This is a genomic window from Streptomyces albireticuli (genome assembly GCF_021228125.1).
In the GTDB taxonomy this organism is placed as follows: Bacteria; Actinomycetota; Actinomycetes; order Streptomycetales; family Streptomycetaceae; genus Streptomyces; species Streptomyces albireticuli.
Genome location: NZ_JAJQQS010000012.1, coordinates 165613 through 188424, shown reverse-complemented (window position 1 = coordinate 188424; position 22812 = coordinate 165613). Strand labels below are relative to the sequence as shown.

Below are 22812 nucleotides of genomic sequence, written 5' to 3'. Positions count from 1 at the left end.
ACGTGACGCGCATCTCTTACCGCCCAACCGCGCCTCTGTGACCGCTAATGTCCGCCGGGAGAGTGCGTTCGGAACAGCTATGTGCACAGGGAGTAAGGGGACAGCCGTGGCCAAGAAGCTCGCCGTGATCGGGGCCGGACTGATGGGCTCGGGGATCGCCCAGGTCTCCGCCCAGGCCGGGTGGGACGTCGTCCTGCGGGACGTCACCGACGCGGCGCTGAAGCGCGGCACGGACGGCATCAAGGCCTCGTACGACAAGTTCGTCTCCAAGGGGAAGCTGGAGGCCGCCGCCGCCGAGGAGGCGCTCGGCCGGATCACCACCACCACCGACCTCGACGCCGCCGCCGACGCGGACATCGTCGTCGAGGCCGTCTTCGAGGACATCGACACCAAGCGGGACATCTTCCGCACCCTGGACGGCCTGGTGAAGGACGAGACGGTCCTCGCCTCCAACACCTCCGCCATCCCGATCACCAAGATCGCGGCGGCCACCCGGCGCCCGGAGCGCGTCGTCGGCGCCCATTTCTTCTCGCCGGTCCCGATGATGCAGCTCTGCGAGCTGGTCCGCGGGCACAAGACCAGCGACGAAACGCTGGCCAAGGCCCGTGAGTTCGCCGAGGGCGTCGGCAAGACCTGCATCGTCGTCAACCGCGACGTCGCCGGCTTCGTCACCACCCGCCTGATCTCGGCGCTCGTCGTCGAGGCCGCCAAGCTCTACGAGTCCGGGGTGGCCACCGCCGAGGACATCGACATCGCCTGCAAGCTGGGCTTCGGGCACGCGATGGGCCCGCTGGCCACCGCCGACCTGACGGGTGTCGACATCCTGCTGCACGCCACCGGCAACATCTACACGGAGTGCCAGGACGAGAAGTTCGCGCCGCCGGAGATCATGCGCCGCATGGTCGACGCCGGGGACCTCGGCCGCAAGAGTGGACAGGGCTTTTACCAGCACTGACGACAAGGCCGCCAGCTGATTCACCCTCTGGGGTGAATTAGGCATTGGTTCGCCGGTCGGCGGCAACTTTGTCGTGTGAGAGGCAGTCAGTTCTTTAGAACCTCACCCATACCAGGCACCACTCCCGGGAGCGCATATGCACATCAGGGGCGACCACGCCGAACTGGTCGTCGGGGGGCGCCTCGACGTCCGCAGCGCGGCGGACGCCCGTACGGTGCTGCACTCCGCCCTCGACTCCGGCCGCGGTGACCTGGTGCTCGACCTCACCGAGCTCGATTCCTGGGACGCCACGGGGCTCGGCGTCATCATGGGCGCGCACCGCCGCGCGGGGCGCACCGGCCGCCGGCTGGTCCTGCGCGGCGTGCCCGACCGGATGCAGCGGCTGCTGGTCGCGACCCGGCTGCACCGCATCCTCGCCATCGAGGGCGGCATCGCGGCGGAGTGCCTGCCGAGGGTCTGAGGGCCGGGCCGGACCCGGGGTGCCGGCCGACCCGCGTGGTCCGATCCGGGCCCGAACCATCCCGAACCGGCCTGATTCCGATCTCGTACAGGTCCGATCCGGGCCCGAATCCGCTTCGATTCCGGTCCGGTCCGGGCTTGCCGCCCGGTGCGCGACCCCCCGCGCCGATTGCCGGTACGGTGTGCCGGGAGGGGCCGGTGGGGTGCCGGTGCCACCCGTCGACCCATCCTGACGAGACTGTGACGTCCCCCGGGCGGCAGAGCCCCCTCGCATTCATGGATACTGTGCGAAGGTCTGAGGTTCGGTTTTCCCGCCGCATAAGGCCGCATCAGCACGCCCACGGCGGGCACCGGACGCGAAGCGCCGGCCGGGTACACCCCGGCCGAGGGTTGAGGGAGTGCGGACAGGCCGGGAGGGCACGACGGCACGCCACGCATCTGGGGGGCTTTGACCATGGACCCGACGAACCGATCCGACGAGTTCGACGACCGCGGCCCGGAGCCCGCCGACAGCGGCTCCGAGCGCCCGGCGGCGGGCCACGACACCCCGGGCGCGGGCGCCGGACCGGTGCGCGTCGTCCAGCTCGTCGCCGCCGAGTACGTCCTCACCGTCAACCCCGTCGACGGCAGCGAGATCGAGCCCTGCCTGCCCGGCCGGCGGCCCGACCGCCCCGGCCGGCGCGGCGCCGCCGACCGCGCCGAGCTCGACCGGGCCTCCGTCCCGCCGGCCCCCGCCCGCCAGGTAGGCCCCGAGCTGCCCCTGCTGGACCGCCAGGAGGAGCGGGAGCGGCTGTCCCGGCTGCTCTCCCGCGGCCGCTCCGTGCGCCTCACCGGTCCCTCCGGCTCCGGCCGCACCAAACTCCTGGAGGCCGTCGCCGAGGACTGCGCGGACCTCGCGCCCGACGGCGTCGTCCGCCTCAGCGGCCACCACCGCACCACCACCGACCTCCTGTACGAGCTGTACGCCGCCGTCCACGACGCGCCGCGCTACCGCCCGGACAGAGCCGAGCTGCTCTCCGCCGTCCACGAGATCGGCGCGGTCGTCGTCCTCGACGACCTGGAGTTCGGCGGCGCGGCCCTCGACGAGCTGCTCGACGCCACCCCCGAGTGCGCCTTCCTCCTCGCGGCCACGCCCGAGATCGCCGCGCCGTCCGCGGACTCCCACCTCGAAGAGGTGTTCCTCGGCGGGCTCGACCGCACCGGCTGCCTGGAGCTGCTGGAGCACGCCGTGGACCGGCCCCTCACGGACGAGGAGGCCGACCGGGCGGCGGACCTGTGGTTCGCCTCCGAGGGGCTCCCGCTGCGGTTCGTCCAGGCCGGCGCCCTGCTCCGGCAGCGGGACGAGATGGCCGCCGACCCCGCCGTCGACGAGTTCGGCGTCTTCGCCGAGCGGCCCTACGTGGCCGCCGAGGCCGAGGCCGCGCCGGGCTCCGAGGGCGTGCCGCTGCCCGCCCTCGCCGAGATCACGGCGCCGGTGCCGCTGCTCGCCTCCCGGCTCGGCGACGCCGCCCGCACCACCTTGGAGTTCGCCGTCGCGCTCGGCGGCGAGGTCCCGCACCAGGCCCACCTGCCCGCCCTCGTCGGCGACACTCACGCGGACGCCGCCGTCGGCGAGCTGCTCGCCTCCGGGCTGATCACCGCCACCGGGTCGCACTACCGGCTGGCCGCCGGCGTCGCCGAGGCGCTGCTGGCCGAGGGCTACGGCGCCGAGGCCGCCGACCGCGCGCACTCCGCCGCCCAGCACTACGCGTGGTGGTCCGGCCACCCGTCGGTGGCCCCCGAGCGCGCCGCGGCCGAGGCCGACGCGATCCTCGCCACGATGGGCGTGCTGGCCGCCGACGGCACGGCCGGCCACCCGGCCGCCGCCGTGCTGCTGGCCCGCACGGCGGCGCCCGCCTTCGCCGCGGCGCTGCACTGGAGCGCCTGGGAACGCTGCCTCCGGCACGGCCAGGAAGCCGCCAGGCGCTCGGGCGAGGTCGGTGAAGAAGCGTATTTCCACCACGAGTTGGGCGTCCTGGCGCTGTGCACCGGGAACCTCGACCGGGCCCGCGCCGAGCTGGAGGCGTCCGTCGGGATGCGCGGCGTCCTCGCGGACAAGCGCGGCGCCATAGCGGGCCGCCGGGCGCTCGCGCTGGTCGCGGACCGCTCCGGCCTGTCGATGGGCGCCGCCGCGGTGCCCATGGCCGTGCCCCGGAACGAGCCGGGCCGGCCGGGCTCCGTGCCGCCCTCCCTCTCCAAGCCCCCCGCCGGCCCGCCCGTACCGCCGCGGGAGCCGGTCCCCGGCCGTACGCCCGCGGGCGAGGAGGTGCCGGCCGCGCGCAGCGAGGAGTCGGCCACCCCGCCCTCGGCGCTGGTCCCGCCGGGCCGGGACGCCTCCTCGACGACGGTCGTGAACCGGGTGGTGGGCGGCGGCGCGGCGCCCTTCGCGGGCCAGGGGGGTGCCATGGGCCAGGGCGGCGCCTTCGGCCGGAGCGGTGCCCCGGGCCAGGGTGCCGGCGCCGCACCGGCCGGTGCGGCCGGCCGGGCCCCGCGGCAGCCATGGGCGCGGAAGCTGATGGTGGCCGGCGCCCGCCGCAACCTCGCCGCGGCCGGCGCGGGCACCTTGCTCGCGGCCGTGCTCGGCACCGTCGTGACGCTGGGGATCACCTCCGGCGGCCAGGACGGCGACTCCTCGGACGGCGGTGTGAAGCCCGACCGCTCCGCGTCCCAGCAGGACGGCGACAACCCCATGAACGCCGACCAGCCGGCCCACGGCGGCCCCGGTCACGCCCAGGTGCCGGGCAAGCCCGGTAAGCCCGGCCAGTCGGCCGGCCCGGGAGCCTCGGGCAGCCCGTCGCCGGGCGCCTCCGGCAGCGCGTCGCCGAGCGGCTCCCCGAGCGCCAGTGGCGAGCCGTCGCCGTCGTCCTCGTCCTCCTCGGGCGGGGCCTCCCGCAGTCCCTCGCAGTCGCCGGGCGGCGGGTCCTCGAAGCCGTCGGACAAGCCCTCGCCCAGCAACAGCGGCGGCGGGCAGTCACCGTCCCAGTCCCCGGCGCCCGAGTCCAGCAGCCCGTCCCAGCCGGCGTCGGGCGGCGGCTCGTCGGCGGCCAGCCAGTCGGCGGCGGGGCAGCCCGCGGGGGGTCGGCCGGCGGAGGGGGAGTCGGCACCGGTGGTGTGACGGGGGCCGTGGGGCCCGAGGGGGCCTGAGCGGCCCTGGAGCATGCGCGGAGGCCCGTACGGCCTGTGTCTTCGACGACGCGGGCGGTACGGGCCTCTGGTGTACGGGCCGGGTGGGCCGCTGCGCGGGGCTTTGTCCCCTACCCGCCCCTTCCCGAACCGGGGGCGAGCCCCCGGGCCCCCTTTTCCGCGCTTCGCGCGGTGTCCTCAAACGCCGGACGGGCTGGATTTTCCAGCCCGTCCGGCGTTTGAGGACATTGGGAAGGGGCGCGGTGGGGAAGCCCCCTCCGGTCAGAACAGCCGCAGCTTGTCGTCCTCGATGCCGCGCATCGCGTCGTAGTCCAGGACCACGCACCCGATCCCCCGGTCCGTCGCCAGCACCCGCGCCTGCGGCTTGATCTCCTGCGCGGCGAAGACGCCGCGGACCGGTGCCAGGTGCGGGTCGCGGTTGAGGAGCTCGAGGTAGCGGGTGAGCTGCTCGACGCCGTCGATGTCACCGCGGCGCTTGAGCTCCACGGCCACGGTCGCGCCGTCGGCGTCGCGGCAGAGGATGTCGACCGGGCCGATGGCCGTCTGGTACTCGCGGCGGATCAGGGTGTAGCCCTCGCCGAGGATCTCGATGCGGTCCGCGAGGAGCTCCTGAAGGTGTGCTTCCACGCCGTCCTTGATGAGGCCGGGGTCGACCCCGAGCTCGTGCGACGAGTCGTGCAGCACCTCCTCCATAGTGATGATCAACTTCTCGCCCGCCTTGTTGACAACCGTCCAGACCGATCCGTCGCCCTCCTTCAGGGTGCAGGGCGGGGACATCCAGTTGAGGGGTTTGTAGGCCCGGTCGTCCGCGTGGATCGAGACGCTGCCGTCCGCCTTGACGAGGATCAGTCGCGGGGCGGAGGGGAGGTGGGCGGTGAGCCGGCCCGCGTAGTCCACGGAGCAACGGGCAATGACGAGACGCATGGTGAGTCACGCTACTCGACACCTGCCCCTCGACGCGATTCGCCTCTTTTCGTGCGCCCGCCGTGGCCGGTTGTTGGTGCGTTCTCCTGGTGCCCCCGCAGTGGCCGAATTACCGTTGATGCGGGCGGTCGTCGTACGGGCACAGGGCGTCGTCGTCCGCTCGCCCATCCCTGAGACCCCGCGCGCGGGGTCGCGAGAGGAGAACTCATGTCGCTCGACGTCTCACCGGCCCTCCTTGAACAGGCCGAGCGAGGCGAGGTCGACGAAGCGGAATTCGTCGACTGCGTCCGGACCTCCCTGCCGTACGCGTGGGAAATGATCAGCTCCTTGGTGGCCCGGCTCAGGATCGACGGTGGCGAGTTCGCCGACAACCAGACGCCTCCGCCGGATGAGCGGGCCCGTGGGCAGCTGCTGCGCGCCCTGGCGAGTGACGCGATCCGCGGTGCGCTGGAGCGGCACTTCGGTGTGCGGCTGGCGTTCCAGAACTGCCACCGCGTGGCGGTCTTCCCGCTCGACGCCTCCGCCGACGACCGCCTGGCCCGCTTCACCTCGATCCGGGGCCAGCTGCTGAACCAGTCCCCGGAACTCAGGGACTGCTGAGGCGGGTGTGCTGCCGTTCCGCACGTGTACGACGTGAGCGGTGCGGGCGGCAGCTCCGGGGCACCCCGGGGCGTCGCGTGAGCGGGCGCGCGGGCGCGTGCCGGTGGCCGGCGGAGGGGCGCGGGCGGGCCGCGTCAGGTGAGCAGGGGCAGGACCTCGCCGCCCAGCCGCCGGAGGTTGTCCTCGGTGGCGGCGAGATCGCCGGAGCCCTCGGCCAGCAGGGCGAAGCGGGTGATGCCCGTTCGCTCGGCGGTGGCCGCGAGCCGGTCGGCGCAGAGCCGGGGCGGACCCACCGGGTGCAGCTCGCAGAGGAGTTGGGTGTACTCCAGCGGATCGCGCATCCGCCGCAGCCTGCCGTCGACGGTCACATGGGCCGAGAGGCCCTGGTGCAGCCAGCCCGGCATGGCCTTGGTGAGCGTCTCCGCGGCCTCCTGCCGGCGGTCGGCGATCTGGACGACCCCGGCCGACACATGCCCGGCCGCCGCGATCTCCTCGGGCGAACGCCCCGCCTCCCGCGCGCACTTGCGCCAGAGGGCGACCATCTCGGCCTTCTCCTCGTCCCCGCTGTGCATGCCGAGCAGCATCGGCAGCCCCTGCCCGGCCGCGAGCCGGACGCTCGCGGGCGAGGTGCAGGCCACGATCACGGGCGGGCCGGAACGATCCTCCAGCTCGTCCGGGCGCGGTACGACCGGCACGGCGCGGAACCGGAAGCGCGGTCCGGCGGCGCTCACCCGGGGTTCACGCAGCCAGCGCATCAGCAGATCGAGCGATTCGGGGAACCCCTCCTCGTAGGCGTCCAGACCGGAGCCGAAGACCTCCAGATCCACCCAGGGGCCGCCGCGGCCCACCCCGAGGGTGAACCTTCCTTCGGAGACCAGGTGCAGCAGCGCCGTCTGCTCACCCAGCGCGACGGGGTGCACGGTCGGCAGCACGCTGACCGCCGTGCCCACGTGGATCCGGCGGGTGCGGCCCAGCAGCAGGGCGGCCAGCGTCACGGCGGACGGGCAGACGCCGTACGGCACGAAGTGGTGCTCGGCGAGCCAGACCGCGTCGAGCCCGGCCTCCTCGGCGACCGCCGTGGACCGCACGGCGCGGTGCAGCGCTTCCCCGTGCCCCTGCCCGGGGAACTGCGCTGCCAGGACGAATGCTCCAACGCGCATCGCTCTTACTCCTCCTAGCGACCGACGCGGCATCCCCCCACCCGAAATAACGCCTGACACGTGCCATGGGCACGGCCCGGCGTTAAGTTTTCATGATGATCGGAGAGCGGTCCCGGGCGGTGGCGCGAGGACGCCCGCCCGTGGCGGTGACCGTCACGCGTAACCTGGTCACGGCCCGTAGCTCCCCAGACCTCCGAGGTGCCCCGTGTCCCCGCGCCGAAACCGCCCGCGAGGCGGTCCAGAAAGAGCAGCCGACGTCCCCCGCGAGGCCGGCGGCGGCGATCGCTACGGACTGGAGCGGGCGGAGAGCTGGCAGGGGGAGGAGTGGGCCGTGCGCACCGTCAGCGGCGGCTCGGCGGCGAAGCACTACCGCTGCCCCGGGTGCGACCAGGAGATCCCGCCCGGCGTCCCGCACCTGGTGGCCTGGCCGCAGTACGGCGGCGGGGTCGAGGACCGGCGCCACTGGCACAAGGCGTGCTGGAACGCGAAGGACCGCCGGAGCGCGCGGCTCCAGCGGTCCCGTAACGCGCCGAGGTACTGAGCGGGGCGCGGCGCGCGCCCCTTCGTCAGGGGTCCGTCAGGCGTCGCGCTTGACGAGCGACGTGTACGCGCCGCCCAGGGCGAGGGCCGCCACGACGAGGACGATCCACAGCGGCTCCCAGCCGGTGGGGCCGGAGGCCGCCTCGGAGGCGTCGGTCCCGTAGAAGACCGCGAGCTGGTTGGGGATCGAGTACTCGAAGAGGGCCTTGCGGACCTTCTCCAGGCTCTCCCCGAACATGAACATCGCGACGACCAGCGGCAGCAGGACGACGCCCAGCATGACCGTGATCGCCCCGGCGGAGTGGCGCAGCAGCGCGCCCACGGCCAGGGCGACCAGACCCAGGGTGGCGATGAACAGGCTCACGCCGACCGTCGCCTTGAAGTACGCGGCGCCGGTGAACTCGCCGTCCCACTGGTCGGCGAGCATCGCGGAGTCGAACATGGCCACCAGCGTGGTGGCGACGAGAGTGAGCACGAACGTCAGCAGGAAGAAGACGATCGCCTTGGCCGTCAGCACCCGGGCGCGGTCGGGGCAGGCCGTCAGGGTCGTCCGGATGAGTCCCGTGCCGAACTCCGAGGAGATCGTCAGCACCCCGAGCGTCATCACGCAGATGGTGCTCAGGAGCACCCCGAAGAAGCCGAGGCCGAGCGGCGAGGCGTCGCTGTCGAGCTCGGTGTCGGTGCCGCTCACCACGCCGGCGGCGAGCAGGCCGATGCCGAGGATGAGGACGAGCATCACGCCGAGCGTCCACAGCGTGGAGCGGACGGACCTGATCTTGGTCCACTCGGACCTGAGGGCGTCGCCCAGGTTCGCCTTGCGCACCGGGATCGGCGAGACGTAGACGTAGGGCGCGGCCGGGCCGGTCCACTGCTGCTGCGGGGGCATGCCCGGCTGACCGGGCTGCGGGGCCTGCGCGAAGGCCGGCTGCTGCGGGGGCTGGGGGGCGGTCATCGGGCGTCCTCGCTGTCACGCTTGGTCAGGTCGGCGGGGCCGGAGGGGGCGGCACCAGGGGGAGGCGTCGAAGGGGCGGCGGGGGCCGCCGGCGGCACGGGCGGGGCCGGGGGCGCCTGGGGTATGCCCTGGGGCGCCGGAGCGCCCAGCGGCTGCTGGGGCGCGGCCTGCGGCGGCATCGCCTGTGCGTACGGGTTGGGCTGCTCGCCCGCGAGCGCCGGGTAGGGGTTGCCGGCCGGGGCGGCCCAGCCCTGCGGGGCGGGGGCGCCGGGCCCGTAGCCGTACGGGTCGGCGTGCTGGAGATGCGCCCGCTGGTCGGCGGTCGAGCGGTAGTCGACCGCGCCCTGTGTCATCCGCATGTACGCCTCCTCCAGAGAGGCCTGGTGCGGGGAGAGCTCCCAGAGGCGGACGTCGGCGCCGTGGGCGAGATCGCTGATCCGGGGCAGCGGCACCCCCGTGACGCGCAGGGCGCCGTCCGGCTCGGACAGCACCTGGCCGCCCGCCTCGACCAGCGCGGCCGTGAGCTTCTCGCGGCCCTCCGGCTCGGTGTCGGGCGTCCGGACGCGCGCGAAGTCGGCCGAGTTCGCGGAGATGAAGTCCTGCACGCTCATATCGGCGAGCAGCTGGCCGCGCCCGATGACGACCAGGTGGTCGGCGGTCAGCGCCATCTCGCTCATCAGGTGCGAGGAGACGAAGACCGTGCGGCCCTCGGCGGCGAGCTGCTTCATCAGATTGCGGACCCAGAGGATGCCCTCGGGGTCGAGGCCGTTGACCGGCTCGTCGAAGAGCAGCACCTGGGGGTCGCCCAGCAGGGCCGCGGCGATGCCCAGACGCTGGCCCATGCCGAGCGAGAAGCCCTTGGAGCGCCGCTTCGCGACGTCCTGGAGGCCGACGACGCCGAGCACCTCGTCCACCCGGCGGGCCGGGATGCCGGCGAGCTGGGCGAGCGAGAGCAGGTGCATACGGGCGCTGCGTCCGCCGTGCACGGCCTTGGCGTCCAGGAGGGCGCCGACCTGGCGGGGGGCGTTGGGGAGCTTGCGGAAGGGGTGGCCGCCGATGGTGACATGGCCGGACGTGGGCATGTCCAGGCCAAGGATCATGCGCATCGTCGTGGACTTGCCGGACCCGTTGGGGCCCAGGAAGCCGGTCACCGCACCAGGCCGTACCTGGAACGACAGATTGTGCACGGCCGTCTTGGCGCCGTAGCGCTTCGTCAGACCGACTGCCTCGATCATTCTCCGCCCCTCGCGAGCTTTCGTCGGGGCGCGTGCCCCCGTAAGGCTTAGGAGGATAACGAGAAGCTGACGGTTCCCGTTTTGTGAGAGTTAAGCGCGCGGTAGGTGAGACGGCGCGGTCCGTGGCCGGAGCGGGGGAGCCGGGGGCAGCTCGTCGTAGCGGCGCGGGGCGGCGCCGGCCTCCTCGGGCGCGGGCAGGCCGCTCGCCACCGGCAGCGGGCACCGGCCGCGGAGGAGCCGGCGGCCCTCCGCCCGGACCGCCTCGTCGGCCCGCGCCCGGGCGACCCAGCTGGCCGGGTCCGGGCCGAGCAGGGCGCGCAGCTCCGCCGAGGCGGCGAGCAGCCCGCTGAGCAGGGCGTGCTGATCGCCGCCGCCCGGGAGCGGCGCCCCGGTGGCCGGGTCGGTGAGGACGCCGTGCACGCTGACGTAGAGATACGCGCCACCGAGCCGCTCGCCGGACGGCATGGACATGGGGAAGTCGGCCCCGGGGAGCAGGGTCCGCCGGTAGTTGAGCTCGGTGGCGTCGACGGCCGTGAGCTGCTCGGCGTCCAGCCAGCTGATCACCAGCAGGCGGTCCGCGGCCGGCTCGGCGTACGGGGCCGCCGCCACATAGCCGTGCCGCCCGATGTGGCCCGAGCAGCCCACCCCGACGCCGCGCACCCGCACCGGCACCATCGGCACGGTCGTGGACAGGCCGTGCCGGGTGAGCTTGTGGTGGAGCTGGGCGGGGGAGGCGTTGGAACCGACGGCGATCACGGGGTGGCGCCCGCCCGCCGGGGGCCGGCCGAGCGCGCCCAGGGCGGTGTCGAGCCGGGGGCCCGCCTCCGGCGGCCCGGCCTCGTCGGTGACCACCCGCCAGTCGCCGAGCCGCAGCCCCTCGCCCGCGCACAGCGGCAGCAGCTGGTCGCCGGTGAGCAGCGCGGGCTCGGTGACCGGGCGGCCGGGGTAGGTCAGGGGCAGCTCGGCGGGCGCGCCGTCGAGTCCGAGGGCTGCCAGGCTGCGGTCCGTCACCGGCGCCCGTCCTTCCCGGGCGTACGCGCCCGTCCCCCCGCTCCGGTCCCTCCGGGCGGCTACGCGTCGCGCTTCTTGAGCAGGGCGTACGCCCCGATCAGTGCCGCGACCACCCACAGCACCATGATCGTGAAGCCGCCCCAGGGGCCGTACGGGGTGTCGTCGTCGACGGTCACGACCTGCATGACCTTGTGGCCCGCCTGGTCGGGGAGGTACTGGCCGACCTTCTTGGTGGCGCTGACGTTCCCCAGGATGCTGGAGACCAGGAAGAAGAACGGCATCAGGATGCCCAGCGACAGCATGGGGCTGCGCAGCATCGTGGCGACGCCCATCGAGAAGACCGTGATCAGGGTCATATAGAGCCCGCCGCCGATGACGGCGCGCAGGACGCCGGGATCACCGAGGGACGCCTTGTGTTCGCCGAGCATCGCCTGGCCGACGAAGAACGCGACGAAACTCGTGATCATTCCGACGGCCAGCGCGAGCAGCGTGGCGACGGTGATCTTGCTGAACAGGAAAGTCCCCCGTTGGGGAACGGCGGCCAGCGAAGTCCTGATCATTCCCGTGCTGTATTCGTTCGAAACCACCAGCACACCAAAAACAATCATCGCGAGCTGTCCGAGCCCCGTGCCCGCGAAACTCGTGAACGTCGGATCGAAATCGATCCGGTCCTCCGCCGACAGTTTTTCGAACTCATTCTTGGACAACGCGCTGATCAGCGCGCCGAGAGCGACCGTCACCACGACCGCGAGACCGAGCGTCCACACCGTGGAGCGCACGGATTTGATCTTTGTCCATTCCGACCGGAGTACCTGGGCCGCCACCGCCATCGTTCACGATCCCTTCTTGCGCCGGTCGGCGCCCCAGCCGGCACCCGGCGGAGGATCACCCGGCCCCTGGCCGGCGGCCGGGACCGGCCGCCCCGGTGCCGGGTCAGGGCCCGGCGAGCTGTGCGCGTGGTACTCCACGGATCCGGCGGTGAGCTGCATGAACGCCTCCTCCAGGGAGGCCTGCTGCGGGCTCAGCTCGTGCAGCACGATCTGATGCCGCGCCGCGAGCTCGCCCAGCCGCGCGGCGTCCGTGCCGTCGACCTCCAGGGTGCCGTCCACGGTGGTCACCGGGGTGACCCCGGCGCCGGCCAGCACATCCAGCAGCCGCTCGTGTTCCGGCGAGCGCAGCCGGACGTACGAGCGGGAGTTCCGCGCGATGAAGTCGGCCATCGAGGTGTCGGCGAGCAGCCGGCCCTGGCCGATGACCACGAGGTGGTCGGCGGTCAGCGCCATCTCGCTCATCAGGTGCGAGGAGACGAAGACCGTGCGCCCCTGGGCGGCCAGGTTCTTCATCAGATTGCGGATCCAGTGGATGCCCTCGGGATCCAGGCCGTTGACCGGCTCGTCGAACATCAGGATGCGAGGGTCGCCCAGCAGGGCGCCCGCGATGCCCAGGCGCTGGCCCATACCGAGCGAGAAGCCCTTGGAGCGCTTCCTGGCCACCGAGGTCAGGCCGACCGTGTCCAAAACTTCCCGCACCCTGGAGTCGGGGATTCCGTTGCTCTGCGCCAGACACAGCAGGTGGTTGTAGGCGCTCCGGCCGCCGTGCATCGCCTTCGCGTCCAGCAGGGCGCCCACGGCCCGCAGCGGATCCCGCAGCTGGCGGTAGTGCTTGCCGTCGATCAGGACCGTGCCGGCCGTGGGATTGTCCAGATCGAGCATCATCCGCATGGTCGTGGACTTGCCCGCGCCGTTGGGACCCAGGAAGCCGGTGACGATCCCGGGCCGCACCGTGCAGGTGAGGCCGTCCACGGCGAGCTTGTCGCCGTAGCGCTTGGTCAGACCCTGGAGCTCGATCATTCAGCCACGGTAAGGGCCCTCCCGGCCGCCCGCCACCGGTGGCGGGCCATCCGGATGGCGTCCCGCGACCGGCCCTTCCCGGCGCGCCCCCGGCGTGCGCTCCGGCACGCACCGATGCCCCGGGCGCCGCCGTCGGGCGGCACACGGGGCATCGGTGTACGGGGGTGGGTGCTGCTCTCCGCTCGTCCTCGCGGGCGCGGGGTCAGCGGCTCTGCTGGGCCGGGACGCCGCGGGAGATCGGCTCGTCGTCACCGGGGACACCGGCCGCGGCCACGGCCGCGCCGGTCAGCGTGGCCAGCATCTCGCGGACGTTGGTCAGCTGGGCGTTGATGGAGTCGCGGCGGTTGGTCAGCGCCGCCAGCTCGCGCTCGGACTCGCTGCGGATGCGGTCCGCCTTGGCGTTGGCGTCGGCCACGATGTCCTCGGCCTGGCGCTGCGCGGTCTCCACCGTCTGGCGGGCCCGGCGCTCGGCGTCCGTCCGGAGCTTCTCCGCCTCCAGGCGCAGCTGCTCGGCGCGGTGCTCGATCTCCGCCAGCCGCTTCTCGGCCTTCGCCTGACGGGACGCCAGGTCGCGCTCGGACTGCTCACGGCGCTTGGCCAGGTTGGTCTCGAAGTCCGCGGCGGCCTGGGCGGCCTTGGCCCGGGTCTCCTCGAAGAGGGCGTCCGCCTCCTCGCGCTTGGACTGCGCGTCCTTCTGCGCCTCGGCACGCAGGGTCGCGGCGTCGCCCTTCGCCTTCTCGACGATCCGGGCGCCCTCGTCCTCCGCCTTGGCCTTGCGGTCGGCGGCGAACGACTCGGCGTCGTTGCGCACCTGCTGGGCGGCCGACTCGGCCAGCTCGCGGTGCTGCTCGGCCGCGCGGCGGGCCTCCTCACGCAGATCCTTGGCCTCTTCCTCGGCCAGCCGCAGGATCTTCTCGACCCGGGCCCCCAGCCCCGCGTAGGACGGTTCCGCGTCGTTGACCTGGGCCTGAGCATTCTGCGTTTCGAGGTGGAGCTCCTCGATGCGCTTTTCCAGAGAGGTGATTCGGGCCAGTGCGCTGTCACGGTCGGCGACGAGCTTGGTAATGCGGTCGTCCACCTGGCCGCGGTCGTATCCACGCCGCACGAGCTCGAAGCCGAAGGGGGAGGAAGTGTCACTCATGGGGTTCCTGTCATAAGAGACCGGTGAGGTGATAGAGGGAATCCTAGGGGTGCGAGCGGCGTGGCATCGAGTGGAAGGTCGGCAAACCTGGAGAATGTCCCCTCGTTTGAGTGGCTACTTCTGGGACTGCTTACCACCCGATCGAGTTGCACCCGCACCCGCTGCCGCCTTCACCCCGCCCTCTTTGGCGCTTCCCGTCCCCGGGGCCTCAAAAGATTCCAACGCTTCCAACACGTCCTGGACACGGGAAATCTCGGCATTGATGTCCTCGCGGCGGCGCACCAGCACCTCCAACTCCCGCTTCCCCTCGTCCACCAGACGCTTGGCCTCCTCCGCACCCTCGGTGCGCAGGCGCTCCGCCTCGCGTACGGCGGCCGCCTTCTTGTCCTGGGCCTCCTTCAGCAGCGCCTGGGACTCCCGCACCACGGCGGCCTTCTTCTGCTCCGCCTCCTTGAGCAGACCCTCCGCCTTGCGCACGGCGGCGAGCCGGACCTTGCTCGCCTCGTTGCTGGCGTCCGAGACGAGCGTCTTCGCCTTCTCCTCGGCCTCCGCGAGCTGCTCGGTCGCCGCGGCCACCAGCTTGTCGACGCGCTCGCCCGCCGACTGCATGGCCTCGGCGGCCTCCCGGCGCGCCCGGTCGTGCAGCTTCTCGACCTCGCTGTCCACCCGGGTGCGCAGCTCGTCCGCGCGCTCCCTTATGGCCGTCGCGTCCCCGCGCGCCTCGGCGAGCAGGGTGTTGGCGTCCGTACGGGCCTGCTCCACCAGGGTGTTGCCCTCGCCGGTCGCCTCCGTGACGATCCGCTCGGCCTCCCGGCGGGCGGCGCCCACCATGGTGTCCGCCTGCTCCTCGGCCGCGGCGGCGGCCCGCAGGGCCTCCTCCTGGGCCTTCGCGACGAGCGCGTCCGCCTTCTCGGCGGCCTCGGCCAGCCGCTGGGCCGCGGCCTCCCGCGCCTCGTCCGCCGTACGGTCGCCCTCGGCCCGCGCCTCGGCGACCAGCCGCTCCGCCTCCAGGACGGCGTCGGCCTTGATCTTCGCGGAGTCCGCGCGCGTGCTGTTGGCGTTCTCCTGCGCGGAGCTCAGCGCCGCCGCGGCCTCGGCGGCCATCCGCTCCGCCTCGGCAGTGGCCTCCGCGACGAGCTTGTCCGCCTGCTCCGCCGCCTCCGCGCGACGGGCGTTCGACGCCTCCCGGGCCTCGTCCACCATCCGCTCGGCCTCGCGCTGCGCGCGCTCCAGGGCCTCGGCCCCGTCCGCCCGCAGCCGGTCCGCCTGCGCGGTCGCCTCGGCCCGGGTCCGCTCGGCCTGCTCGGCGGCCTCCGCGCGGCGCGCCTCGGCGGCCTCCCGGGCCTTCTCCAGCCCGGCCGCGGCCTCGGCCGCCATCCGCTCCGCCTCGGCCGTGGCCTCGGCGATCAGGGCGTCCGCCTGCTCGGCCGCCTCGGTGCGGTGGGCGTTCGCCGCCTCCCGCGCCTCGTCGACGATCTTGTCCGCGTCGTCCTGCGCGGACGAGGTCAGCTCGGCCGCGGCGTTGACGATCCGCTCCGCCTCGGCGTGCCCCTCCGTCCGCATCTTGTTCGCGTCCTCGCGGGCCTCGGCCCGCGCCCGCGCCGCGTCCTGCTCGGCGGAGGCCAGCGCGTCGGACGCGTCCGTACGCATCTGCTGGGCCTTCGCGGAGGCGTCGGACACCATCCGCTCCGCCTCGGCCGTCGCCTTGGCGATCAGCGCGTCGGCGTGCTCCGCCGCCTCCGTGCGGTGGGCGTTCGCGGTCTCCCGCGCCTCGTCCACCGTCCGCTCGGCCACGGACACCAGACGCTCGGCCTCCGCCGTCGCCTCCGACGTGAGGGTGCCGGCGGCCTCGCGGGCCTCCTCCAGCGTCCGCGCGGCCTCCGCCCGCACCCGGTCCGCCTCCTCGGCGGCCTCCGCACGGTGCGCCTCGGCGGCCGCGCGGGCCTCGTCGACGGTGCGGGCGGCCTCGGCGACCAGCCGCTCCGCCTCCGTCGTCGCTTCGGCGATCAGGGCGTCCGCCTGCTCGGCGGCCTTCGCCCGGCGGGCGTCGGCGGCCTCGCGGGCCTCGTCGACGGTGCGGGCGGCCTCGGCGACCAGCCGCTCCGCCTCCGTCGTGGCCTCGGCCACCAGGGCGTCCGCCTGCTCGGCCGCCTCCGCGCGACGGGCGTCCGCCGCGGCGCGCGCCTCGTCGGCCGTACGCGCCGCGTCCCGCCGTGCCTCCTCCACCGCGGCCTCGGCGTCGGTGATCAGCCGCTCGGCCTCGGACATCGCCTCGGCCAGCAGCTCGTCGGCCTGCTCGGCCGCCTCCGTACGACGGGCACCGGCGGCCTCGCGGGCCTCGTCCAGCGTGCGGGCGGCCTCCGCCTCCAGCCGCCGGCCCTCGGCGATCGCCTCCGCGACCGTGCGCTCCGCGAGCGACTTGGCCGCCTCGGACGCCTGCTGCGCCTCCGCCCGCGTACGGGCCGCGTCCTCGCCGGCCCGCTCCCGCTCGGCGTAGGCGTCCGCACGGACCCGGTCCGCCTCCACCTGCGCGTCGGTGACCGTGCGCTCCGCGTTGTGCTCGGCGGCCGAGCGCAGCCCGGCGATCTCCTCCTCGGCCTGCTCGTGCAGCCCGGCGACGGAGTCCCGCACCTGCTGAGCCGTCTGCTCCGCGGCGGACACCAGCTCGGCCGCGCGCGCCTCGGCCTCCTCGACCAGGCGCCGCGCCTCCTCCTGCGCCTCCGTGACCCGCTTGCGCGCCGACGCGAGGAGCTCCTCGCTCTGCTCGCGCGCCGCCTCCCGCTCCGCCTGCGCCTCGGTCCGGGCGTCGCCCAGCAGCTCCTCGGCCTCCCGGCGGCGCCGGGCGGCCTCCTCCTGGGCGGCGGCCAGCGCCTCGGCCGCCTCGGCGGCCGTACGCTCCGCGGCGGCGTTCGCCTCGGCCCGCACCCGGTCGGCCTTCTCCCGCGCCTCCGAGCGCAGCCGCTCCGCCTCGGCGTTCGCCTCGGCCCGCAGCCGCGCGGCCACCGACTCGCCCTCGGTACGGGCGGCGGCCGCCTCCTCGGCGGCCTCGGTCCGCAGCTCCTCGGCCTCCGCCTCGGCCTGCTCGCGCAGCGCGCGCACCCGCTCCGCGGCCTCCGCGCGCTGCCGCTCGGTCTCCTCGCCGGCCTCCCGGCGCAGCCGCTCCGCCTCCGCGCGGGCGTCGCGCAGCGCCTCCTCGGCGGCCTCCACCCGCTGCTCGGCCTCGGTGTGCAGCCGGGTCAGCTCGGCGTCGGCCTCCTCGCGCCGCGTCTCCGCGGCCCGCTCGGCCTCCTCCCGCAGCCGCTTGGCGGCCTCCGCGGCCTCCGTACGGGTGCGCTCGGCGTGGTCCTCGGCCTCCTCGGCCATCTCCTCGGCCTCGGCGCGGGCCCGCTCCAGAGCCTCCTCGGCCTGCTTGCGCAGGGTCGCGGCCCGCTCGGCCGCCTCCCCGCGCACCCGCTCGCTCTCGGCGCCCGCGCCGGACCGGGTCTCCTCGGCGTCGGCCTTGGCCTTGGCCAGCAGCTCCTCGGCGGTGCTGGCCGCCTCCTCGATCTGCTGGAGCGCCTCCCGGCGGGCCTCGCTCCGCAGCCGCTCGCCCTCGGCGACGGCGTCGGCCCGCAGCTGCTCGGCCTCGCCGCGCAGCCGCCGCGCCTCCTCCTGGAGCTCGACGGTCCTTGCGCGGTACTCCTTGGTGTCGTCCTTCGCCTCGCCCTTGAGCTGCTCGGCGGTGTCCGCGGCCTGCTCCCGCAGCCGCTCGGCCTCCGCCTCGGCCTCACCGCGGATCCGCTCCGCCTCCGCGGCGGCGGCCTTCGTGGTGGCCTGGGCGTCCTCCGAAGCCTTGGTCAGCACCTCCTCGGCGGTCCGGGCGGCCTTGGCGAGCTGCGCCGCCGAGTCCTCCGCGGCGGCGCTGCGCGCCTTCTCGGCGGCCTCGGCCAGCAGCCGCTCCGCCTCCGCCCGCGCGTCGTCGCGCAGCTGCTCCGCCTCGGCCCGCAGGGCCTCCGCGTCCTTGGTGGCCTCGCCGACCACCCGGGCGATCTCCGCCTTGGCCGTGCGGGAGCGCTGCTCGTTCTCCGACTCGGCCGAGGACAGCCGGTGCTCCGCCGACTCCTTGGCCTCCGCGAGGAGCTTCTCGGCCTCCGCCCGCGCCTCGCGCAGGGTGGTGTCCGCCTCCTGGACGCGGGCCTCGGCCGTACGCGTCAGCTCCGCCGAGGCCGCGCGGGCCTGGTCGGACTCCGCGCTGGTCACCGTGCGCAACTGCTCGGCGTGGTCGGTGGCCTCCTGCGCCTGCGCGGAGGCGGCCGTCAGCAGCCGCTCCGCGTCGGAGCGGGCACGCCGCAGCAGCGCCTCGGCCTCGGCGCGGGCCTCCTCGGCGGCGGCGCTCAGCCGGCCGCGGGCCTGCTCGGTCAGCCGCTGGGCCTCCGCGCGGGCCGTGGCGAGGGCCTGCTCGGACTCCGCGCGGGACTCCTCCAGCAGCCGTCTCGCCTGCGACTCCGTACGGGCCCTGAGCTGCTCGGCCCAGGCCACGTTCTCGTTGACGTGCGACTCGACGGTCTGGCGGCGCTCGTTGAGCTCCTCGTCCAGACGCTGGCGGCGGGCGACGGCCTCCGCGTGGAGCTCCGCCTCCATCCGCGCCTGACGCTCCGCCTGCTCCTGGAGCAGGCGCTGCGTCTGGGCGCGCGCCTCCCGCAGCTCGCGCTCGGCGTCGGTGCGCAGCTGTTCGGCCTGAATCTGGGCATTACGGAGCAACTGCTCCGCCTGGTACCCGATGTCGGCGGTGTCGTACGCCGGACGGTGGGCGAGGTTGCGGCGCGCCTCGTGGAGCTTGGCGCGCAACACCTCGACCTGATATCCGAGGTCGTCGGCGTGCTGGACCGCCTTCTCCCGCTCCTTCTTCAGCCGCTCCATCTCGGCTTCGAATTGCGAGAGGTGGTCGTCAGCCTCGTAGCGGTCGTTGCCCCGCACTGCGCGGTCCCATCCGTCCCCTGGTCGCGTTGGCGGCCGGCCCCGTCCCGCGTAACCGGTGGAACCCGGAGCCCGCCCTTCCGAAGAAATGGTGTCAGATCATCGGTACAGCCTGGGCCGGGCCCCCACCCCTGACCCCGGCCGGACCTGCACTCTACCGGCCGGGGGAGGTGCGGGTCAGTGCTCCGGGTCGGCGGGGGGTGCCGAGGTGACCAGTTCGGTCAGTACGCCGTGGCAGTCCTTGGGGTGCAGAAAGGTGATGCGGGACCCCATGGATCCCTTACGGGGCTCGTCGTAGAGGACGCGTACGTCCTTCTTACGGATCGCGTCCGCGTCGGCGTCCACATCCGGCGTACCGAACGCGATGTGGTGAACGCCCTCCCCGTTCTTGGCGAGCCACTTCCCGACCGCCGAGTCCTCCCGGATCGGCTCCAGGAGCTGGAGGTAGGAGGCGCCGCCGTCCGAGGTCTCATTGATCTTGAGCATGGCCTCGCGCACGCCCTGCTCCTCGTTGACCTCGGAATGGAACACCTCGAAGCCGTAGGTGGCACGGTAGAACTCGACAGTCCGGTCGAGGTCGAAACAGGCGATCCCGATGTGGTCGATGCGCGTCAGCATGGAACCAGTGCACCCCTCGCGCGAGCGGTTACGCAACGTGCGCGCGATCACACCCGCCGCCCGGTGACCGGGCGCGTACCGCTCAGTACATTGACGGAAACCATCGTTAACCTCTCCGCTCGAAGGGGCCGCGCCTCATGTCTGGTACGAACGGTTCGACCGGCAACACCTCCGTGATCGTCGCGGGCGCCCGCACACCCATGGGCAAGCTGCTCGGGTCCCTGCGGACCTTCTCCGCGGCCGACCTCGGAGGCATCGCCATCAAGGCGGCCCTGGACCGGGCCGGCATCGGCGGCGACCAGGTGCAGTACGTGATCATGGGGCAGGTGCTCCAGGCGGGCGCCGGCCAGATCCCGGCCCGTCAGGCGGCCGTCAAGGGCGGCGTCCCCATGAGCGTCCCGGCCCTGACCATCAACAAGGTCTGCCTCTCCGGCCTCGACGCCATCGCCCTCGCCGATCAGCTCATCCGCGCGGGTGAGTTCGACGTCGTCGTCGCCGGCGGCATGGAGTCGATGACCAACGCCCCGCACCTGCTCCCCAAGTCCCGCGAGGGTTACAAGTACGGCGCGATCGAGATGCTCGACTCGATGGACCACGACGGCCTCACCGACTCTTTCGAGTCCATCGCCATGGGCGCGTCGACGGAGAACCACAACACCCGCCTCGGCATCGGCCGCGCCGCCCAGGACGAGATCGGCGCCCGCTCCCACCAGCGCGCCGCCGCCGCCCAGAAGAACGGCGTCTTCGAGGCCGAGATCACCCCCGTGGAGATCCCGCAGCGCAAGGGCGAGCCGGTCGTCTTCAGCAAGGACGAGGGCGTCCGCCCCGACACCACCGTCGAGGTCCTCGGCAAGCTGCGCCCCTCCTTCCACAAGGACGGCACGATCACCGCCGGCACCTCCTCGCAGATCTCCGACGGCGCCGCCGCCGTGGTCGTGATGAGCAAGGCCAAGGCCGAGGAGCTGGGCCTCGAGTGGATCGCCGAGATCGGCGCCCACGGCAATGTCGCGGGCCCCGACAACTCCCTGCACTCCCAGCCGTCCAACGCGATCAAGCACGCGCTGGACCGCGCGGGCCTGACCGTCGACGACCTCGACCTCATCGAGATCAACGAGGCGTTCGCCGCCGTCCTGGTGCAGTCAATCAAGGATCTGGGCGTCTCACCGGAAAAGGTGAACGTCAACGGCGGTGCCATCGCGCTCGGCCACCCCATCGGCATGTCCGGCGCCCGTACGGTGCTGCACCTCGCCCTGGAGCTGAAGCGGCGCGGCGGCGGCACGGGCGCGGCGGCCCTGTGCGGCGGCGGCGGTCAGGGCGACGCCCTGATCATCCACGTGCCGGGGAAGTGAACCGGGGGCCCGGCACGGGCCCCGGAGAGCGCCCCTGAGTCACGCACGTTCGGAACGGAGCAGGTCATGGTGGACGTCCCCGCACTGGTCGAGCAGGCACGGGAGGGCCGGCCGCGCGCCGTGGCCCGGCTGATCTCCCTGGTGGAGGGGGCGTCCCCGCAACTGCGCGAGGTCATGGCCGCGCTGGCCCCGCTGACGGGCAACGCCTACGTCGTCGGCCTCACGGGGTCGCCGGGCGTCGGCAAGTCGACGTCCACCTCGGCCCTGGTCAGCGCGTACCGCCGGATGGGCAAACGGGTCGGCGTGCTGGCCGTCGACCCGTCCTCGCCGTTCTCCGGGGGCGCGCTGCTGGGCGACCGGGTCCGGATGTCCGACCACGCCTCCGACCCCGGTGTGTACATCCGCTCCATGGCCACCCGCGGCCACCTCGGCGGCCTGGCCTGGGCCGCCCCGCAGGCCATCCGCGTCCTCGACGGCGCGGGCTGCGAAGTGATCCTGGTCGAGACGGTCGGCGTCGGCCAGTCGGAGGTCGAGATCGCCTCCCAGGCCGACACATCCGTGGTGCTGCTGGCCCCGGGCATGGGCGACGGCATCCAGGCCGCGAAGGCCGGGATCCTGGAGATCGGCGACGTCTATGTCGTCAACAAGGCCGACCGCGACGGCGCCGACGCCACGGCCCGCGAGCTCAACCACATGCTGGGCCTCGGCGAGGCCCGCGGCCCCGGCGACTGGCGCCCGCCCATCGTCAAGACGGTGGCCGCCCGGGGCGAGGGCACCGACGAGGTCGTCGAGGCCCTGGAGAAGCACCGGGCCTGGATGGAGGAGCGGGGCGTCCTCGCCGAGCGCCGGGCCGCGCGCGCGGCCCGCGAAGTCGAGACCATCGCGGTCACGGCGCTGCGCGAGCGGATCGGCGACCTGCACGGGGACCGCCGCCTGGGCGCCCTGGCGGAGCGCATCGTGGCCGGGACGCTGGACCCCTACCGGGCGGCGGACGAGCTGGTGGCGGGGATCACGGAGGGGCCGGGCGCGTAGGCGTCCCGGACGGATGTAACCGGACGTAACGGGCCGGAAGCGGCATCGCCGGTGCGCGAAGACTGCCGGGTTCCGGCAGTGCGGGCGGGCGGTCGCCGAGATGATCATGTGGGGGCGCGAAGAGGCCTGCCGGGGCCCGGCAAGGGCGGCCCGGCGGCCGGCCGGCGCCGGTGCGGCCCCTGGCGGCCGGTGACGGTGTCCGCAGGCGGGCCGGTGCCGCCGCCCCGGTGACGGGCGGCCGGCCGCCGCCCCGGCCGTCCGCGCGGTACGACCCACGCGACCGTTGGAGCGAACTCGTGAACACCCCTGCCCCCGGCTCCCCGTACGCCCACCCGCCGATGCCGACCCCGTACCCGCCGGCGCCCATGGAGATGCCCGGCGGCGTCAGGACCGCGCGCGTGTGCCTGTGGGTGCTCGGCGGTCTCAGCACCCTCGGCGGTCTGATCTTCTCCGCCGTGGCCGCCTTCGCGGAGCGCGGCGACTCGGAGTTCTCCATGGCCGAGATGACCGGGATCGCCGTCCTGTCCCTCATCCTGGGCGTCGCCTCGCTGATCCTCGCGGCGAAGTTCCGCACGGGCGGGAACGGGGTCCGGGTGGGGGCGCTGGTGGTGTCGGGGGTGGTGCTGCTCAACGTGCTGATCAGCCTGGCGTCGGGGGCGGTGGCGGGTGGCCCGGGGATCGCGTTGGGGGCGCTGGTGATGGTGAACTGCCTGAAGAGGGACGGGGTGAGCTGGTTCAAGCGGGTGCGGGTCTGATCCGCCGGGGGCTTTTCCCCTACCCGCCCCTTCCCGAATGTCCTCAATCCCCGGACGGGCTGAAATCAGCCCGTCCGGCGCTTGAGGACACC

General features: G+C 73.9%; 18 protein-coding genes. 8 read left to right on the top strand and 10 right to left on the bottom strand.

Annotated features, from left to right (window positions below; translation table 11 throughout):
* Positions 1-106: 106 nt before the first annotated feature.
* From LUZ64_RS22340 to LUZ64_RS22330, 3 genes are all read left to right on the top strand, one after another.
* On the top strand, positions 107-955 hold the full coding sequence (locus LUZ64_RS22340; RefSeq protein ID WP_095582670.1) for a 3-hydroxyacyl-CoA dehydrogenase family protein: 849 nt from the start codon (positions 107-109) through the stop codon (positions 953-955).
* Positions 956-1091: 136 nt separating this feature from the next.
* The gene (locus LUZ64_RS22335) at positions 1092-1415 is read left to right on the top strand and encodes an STAS domain-containing protein (protein ID WP_087926237.1); all 324 of its coding nucleotides are present in this window, start codon (positions 1092-1094) and stop codon (positions 1413-1415) included.
* A 453-nt stretch (positions 1416-1868) separates the two neighbouring features.
* Positions 1869-4568, top strand: coding sequence for an ATP-binding protein (locus LUZ64_RS22330; RefSeq protein WP_095582676.1), 2700 nt, complete (start codon positions 1869-1871; stop codon positions 4566-4568).
* 290 nt (positions 4569-4858) lie between these two features.
* On the opposite strand, the gene nucS is transcribed toward LUZ64_RS22330, so the two are convergent.
* On the bottom strand, positions 4859-5521 hold the full coding sequence (nucS, locus tag LUZ64_RS22325; RefSeq protein WP_095582671.1) for an endonuclease NucS: 663 nt from the start codon (positions 5519-5521) through the stop codon (positions 4859-4861).
* 207 nt (positions 5522-5728) lie between these two features.
* Between nucS and LUZ64_RS22320 the strand changes: the two genes are divergently transcribed.
* Complete coding sequence (locus LUZ64_RS22320; RefSeq protein ID WP_095582672.1) at positions 5729-6121, top strand: SCO5389 family protein; 393 nt, start codon at positions 5729-5731, stop codon at positions 6119-6121.
* 134 nt (positions 6122-6255) lie between these two features.
* Here LUZ64_RS22320 and LUZ64_RS22315 read toward each other — a convergent pair whose 3' ends face one another.
* Positions 6256-7281 carry an LLM class flavin-dependent oxidoreductase gene (locus LUZ64_RS22315; RefSeq protein ID WP_095582673.1) on the bottom strand — a complete coding sequence of 342 codons (1026 nt, stop codon included), beginning with the start codon at positions 7279-7281 and terminating at the stop codon, positions 6256-6258.
* A gap of 205 nt (positions 7282-7486) precedes the next feature.
* Here LUZ64_RS22315 and LUZ64_RS22310 point away from each other — a divergent pair, with 205 nt between their 5' ends.
* Entirely contained in the window at positions 7487-7822 is a 336-nt protein-coding gene (locus LUZ64_RS22310) for an Rv1322 family protein (protein WP_095582674.1), read from the top strand.
* Between the two features lie 36 nt (positions 7823-7858).
* Here the strand turns inward: LUZ64_RS22310 and LUZ64_RS22305 are convergent, their stop codons facing one another.
* The 8 genes from LUZ64_RS22305 to mce form a co-directional block, all read right to left on the bottom strand.
* The gene (locus tag LUZ64_RS22305; protein WP_095582675.1) at positions 7859-8773 is read right to left on the bottom strand and encodes an ABC transporter permease; all 915 of its coding nucleotides are present in this window, start codon (positions 8771-8773) and stop codon (positions 7859-7861) included.
* Positions 8770-10008, bottom strand: coding sequence for an ABC transporter ATP-binding protein (locus LUZ64_RS22300; protein ID WP_232389942.1), 1239 nt, complete (start codon positions 10006-10008; stop codon positions 8770-8772). Before LUZ64_RS22300 ends, LUZ64_RS22305 begins: the two co-directional genes overlap by 4 nt.
* Positions 10009-10098: 90 nt before the next feature.
* Complete coding sequence (locus LUZ64_RS22295; RefSeq protein ID WP_095584728.1) at positions 10099-11019, bottom strand: hypothetical protein; 921 nt, start codon at positions 11017-11019, stop codon at positions 10099-10101.
* 59 nt (positions 11020-11078) lie between these two features.
* Complete coding sequence (locus LUZ64_RS22290; RefSeq protein ID WP_095584729.1) at positions 11079-11849, bottom strand: ABC transporter permease; 771 nt, start codon at positions 11847-11849, stop codon at positions 11079-11081.
* 3 nt (positions 11850-11852) lie between these two features.
* Positions 11853-12869 carry an ABC transporter ATP-binding protein gene (locus LUZ64_RS22285; RefSeq protein ID WP_095584730.1) on the bottom strand — a complete coding sequence of 339 codons (1017 nt, stop codon included), beginning with the start codon at positions 12867-12869 and terminating at the stop codon, positions 11853-11855.
* Positions 12870-13071: 202 nt separating this feature from the next.
* Positions 13072-14010: a coiled-coil domain-containing protein gene (locus LUZ64_RS22280; RefSeq protein ID WP_087926230.1), complete on the bottom strand. Its 939-nt coding sequence runs from the start codon at positions 14008-14010 to the stop codon at positions 13072-13074.
* Between the two features lie 114 nt (positions 14011-14124).
* Positions 14125-18966 carry a polarized growth protein Scy gene (gene scy / locus LUZ64_RS22275; protein ID WP_095584731.1) on the bottom strand — a complete coding sequence of 1614 codons (4842 nt, stop codon included), beginning with the start codon at positions 18964-18966 and terminating at the stop codon, positions 14125-14127.
* 177 nt (positions 18967-19143) lie between these two features.
* Positions 19144-19584 (bottom strand): methylmalonyl-CoA epimerase, encoded by a 441-nt coding sequence (gene mce, locus LUZ64_RS22270; protein WP_087926228.1) that lies wholly within the window; start codon positions 19582-19584, stop codon positions 19144-19146.
* 173 nt (positions 19585-19757) lie between these two features.
* On the opposite strand from mce, the gene LUZ64_RS22265 reads away from it, so the two are divergent.
* From LUZ64_RS22265 to LUZ64_RS22255, 3 genes are all read left to right on the top strand, one after another.
* A complete protein-coding gene (locus LUZ64_RS22265) occupies positions 19758-20933 on the top strand; it encodes an acetyl-CoA C-acetyltransferase (RefSeq protein ID WP_087930409.1) in 1176 nt (391 codons plus the stop codon).
* Positions 20934-20999: 66 nt separating this feature from the next.
* On the top strand, positions 21000-21965 hold the full coding sequence (gene meaB / locus LUZ64_RS22260) for a methylmalonyl Co-A mutase-associated GTPase MeaB (protein ID WP_095584732.1): 966 nt from the start codon (positions 21000-21002) through the stop codon (positions 21963-21965).
* A 296-nt stretch (positions 21966-22261) separates the two neighbouring features.
* Positions 22262-22720 carry a hypothetical protein gene (locus LUZ64_RS22255; protein ID WP_232389943.1) on the top strand — a complete coding sequence of 153 codons (459 nt, stop codon included), beginning with the start codon at positions 22262-22264 and terminating at the stop codon, positions 22718-22720.
* Positions 22721-22812 lie beyond the last annotated feature (92 nt).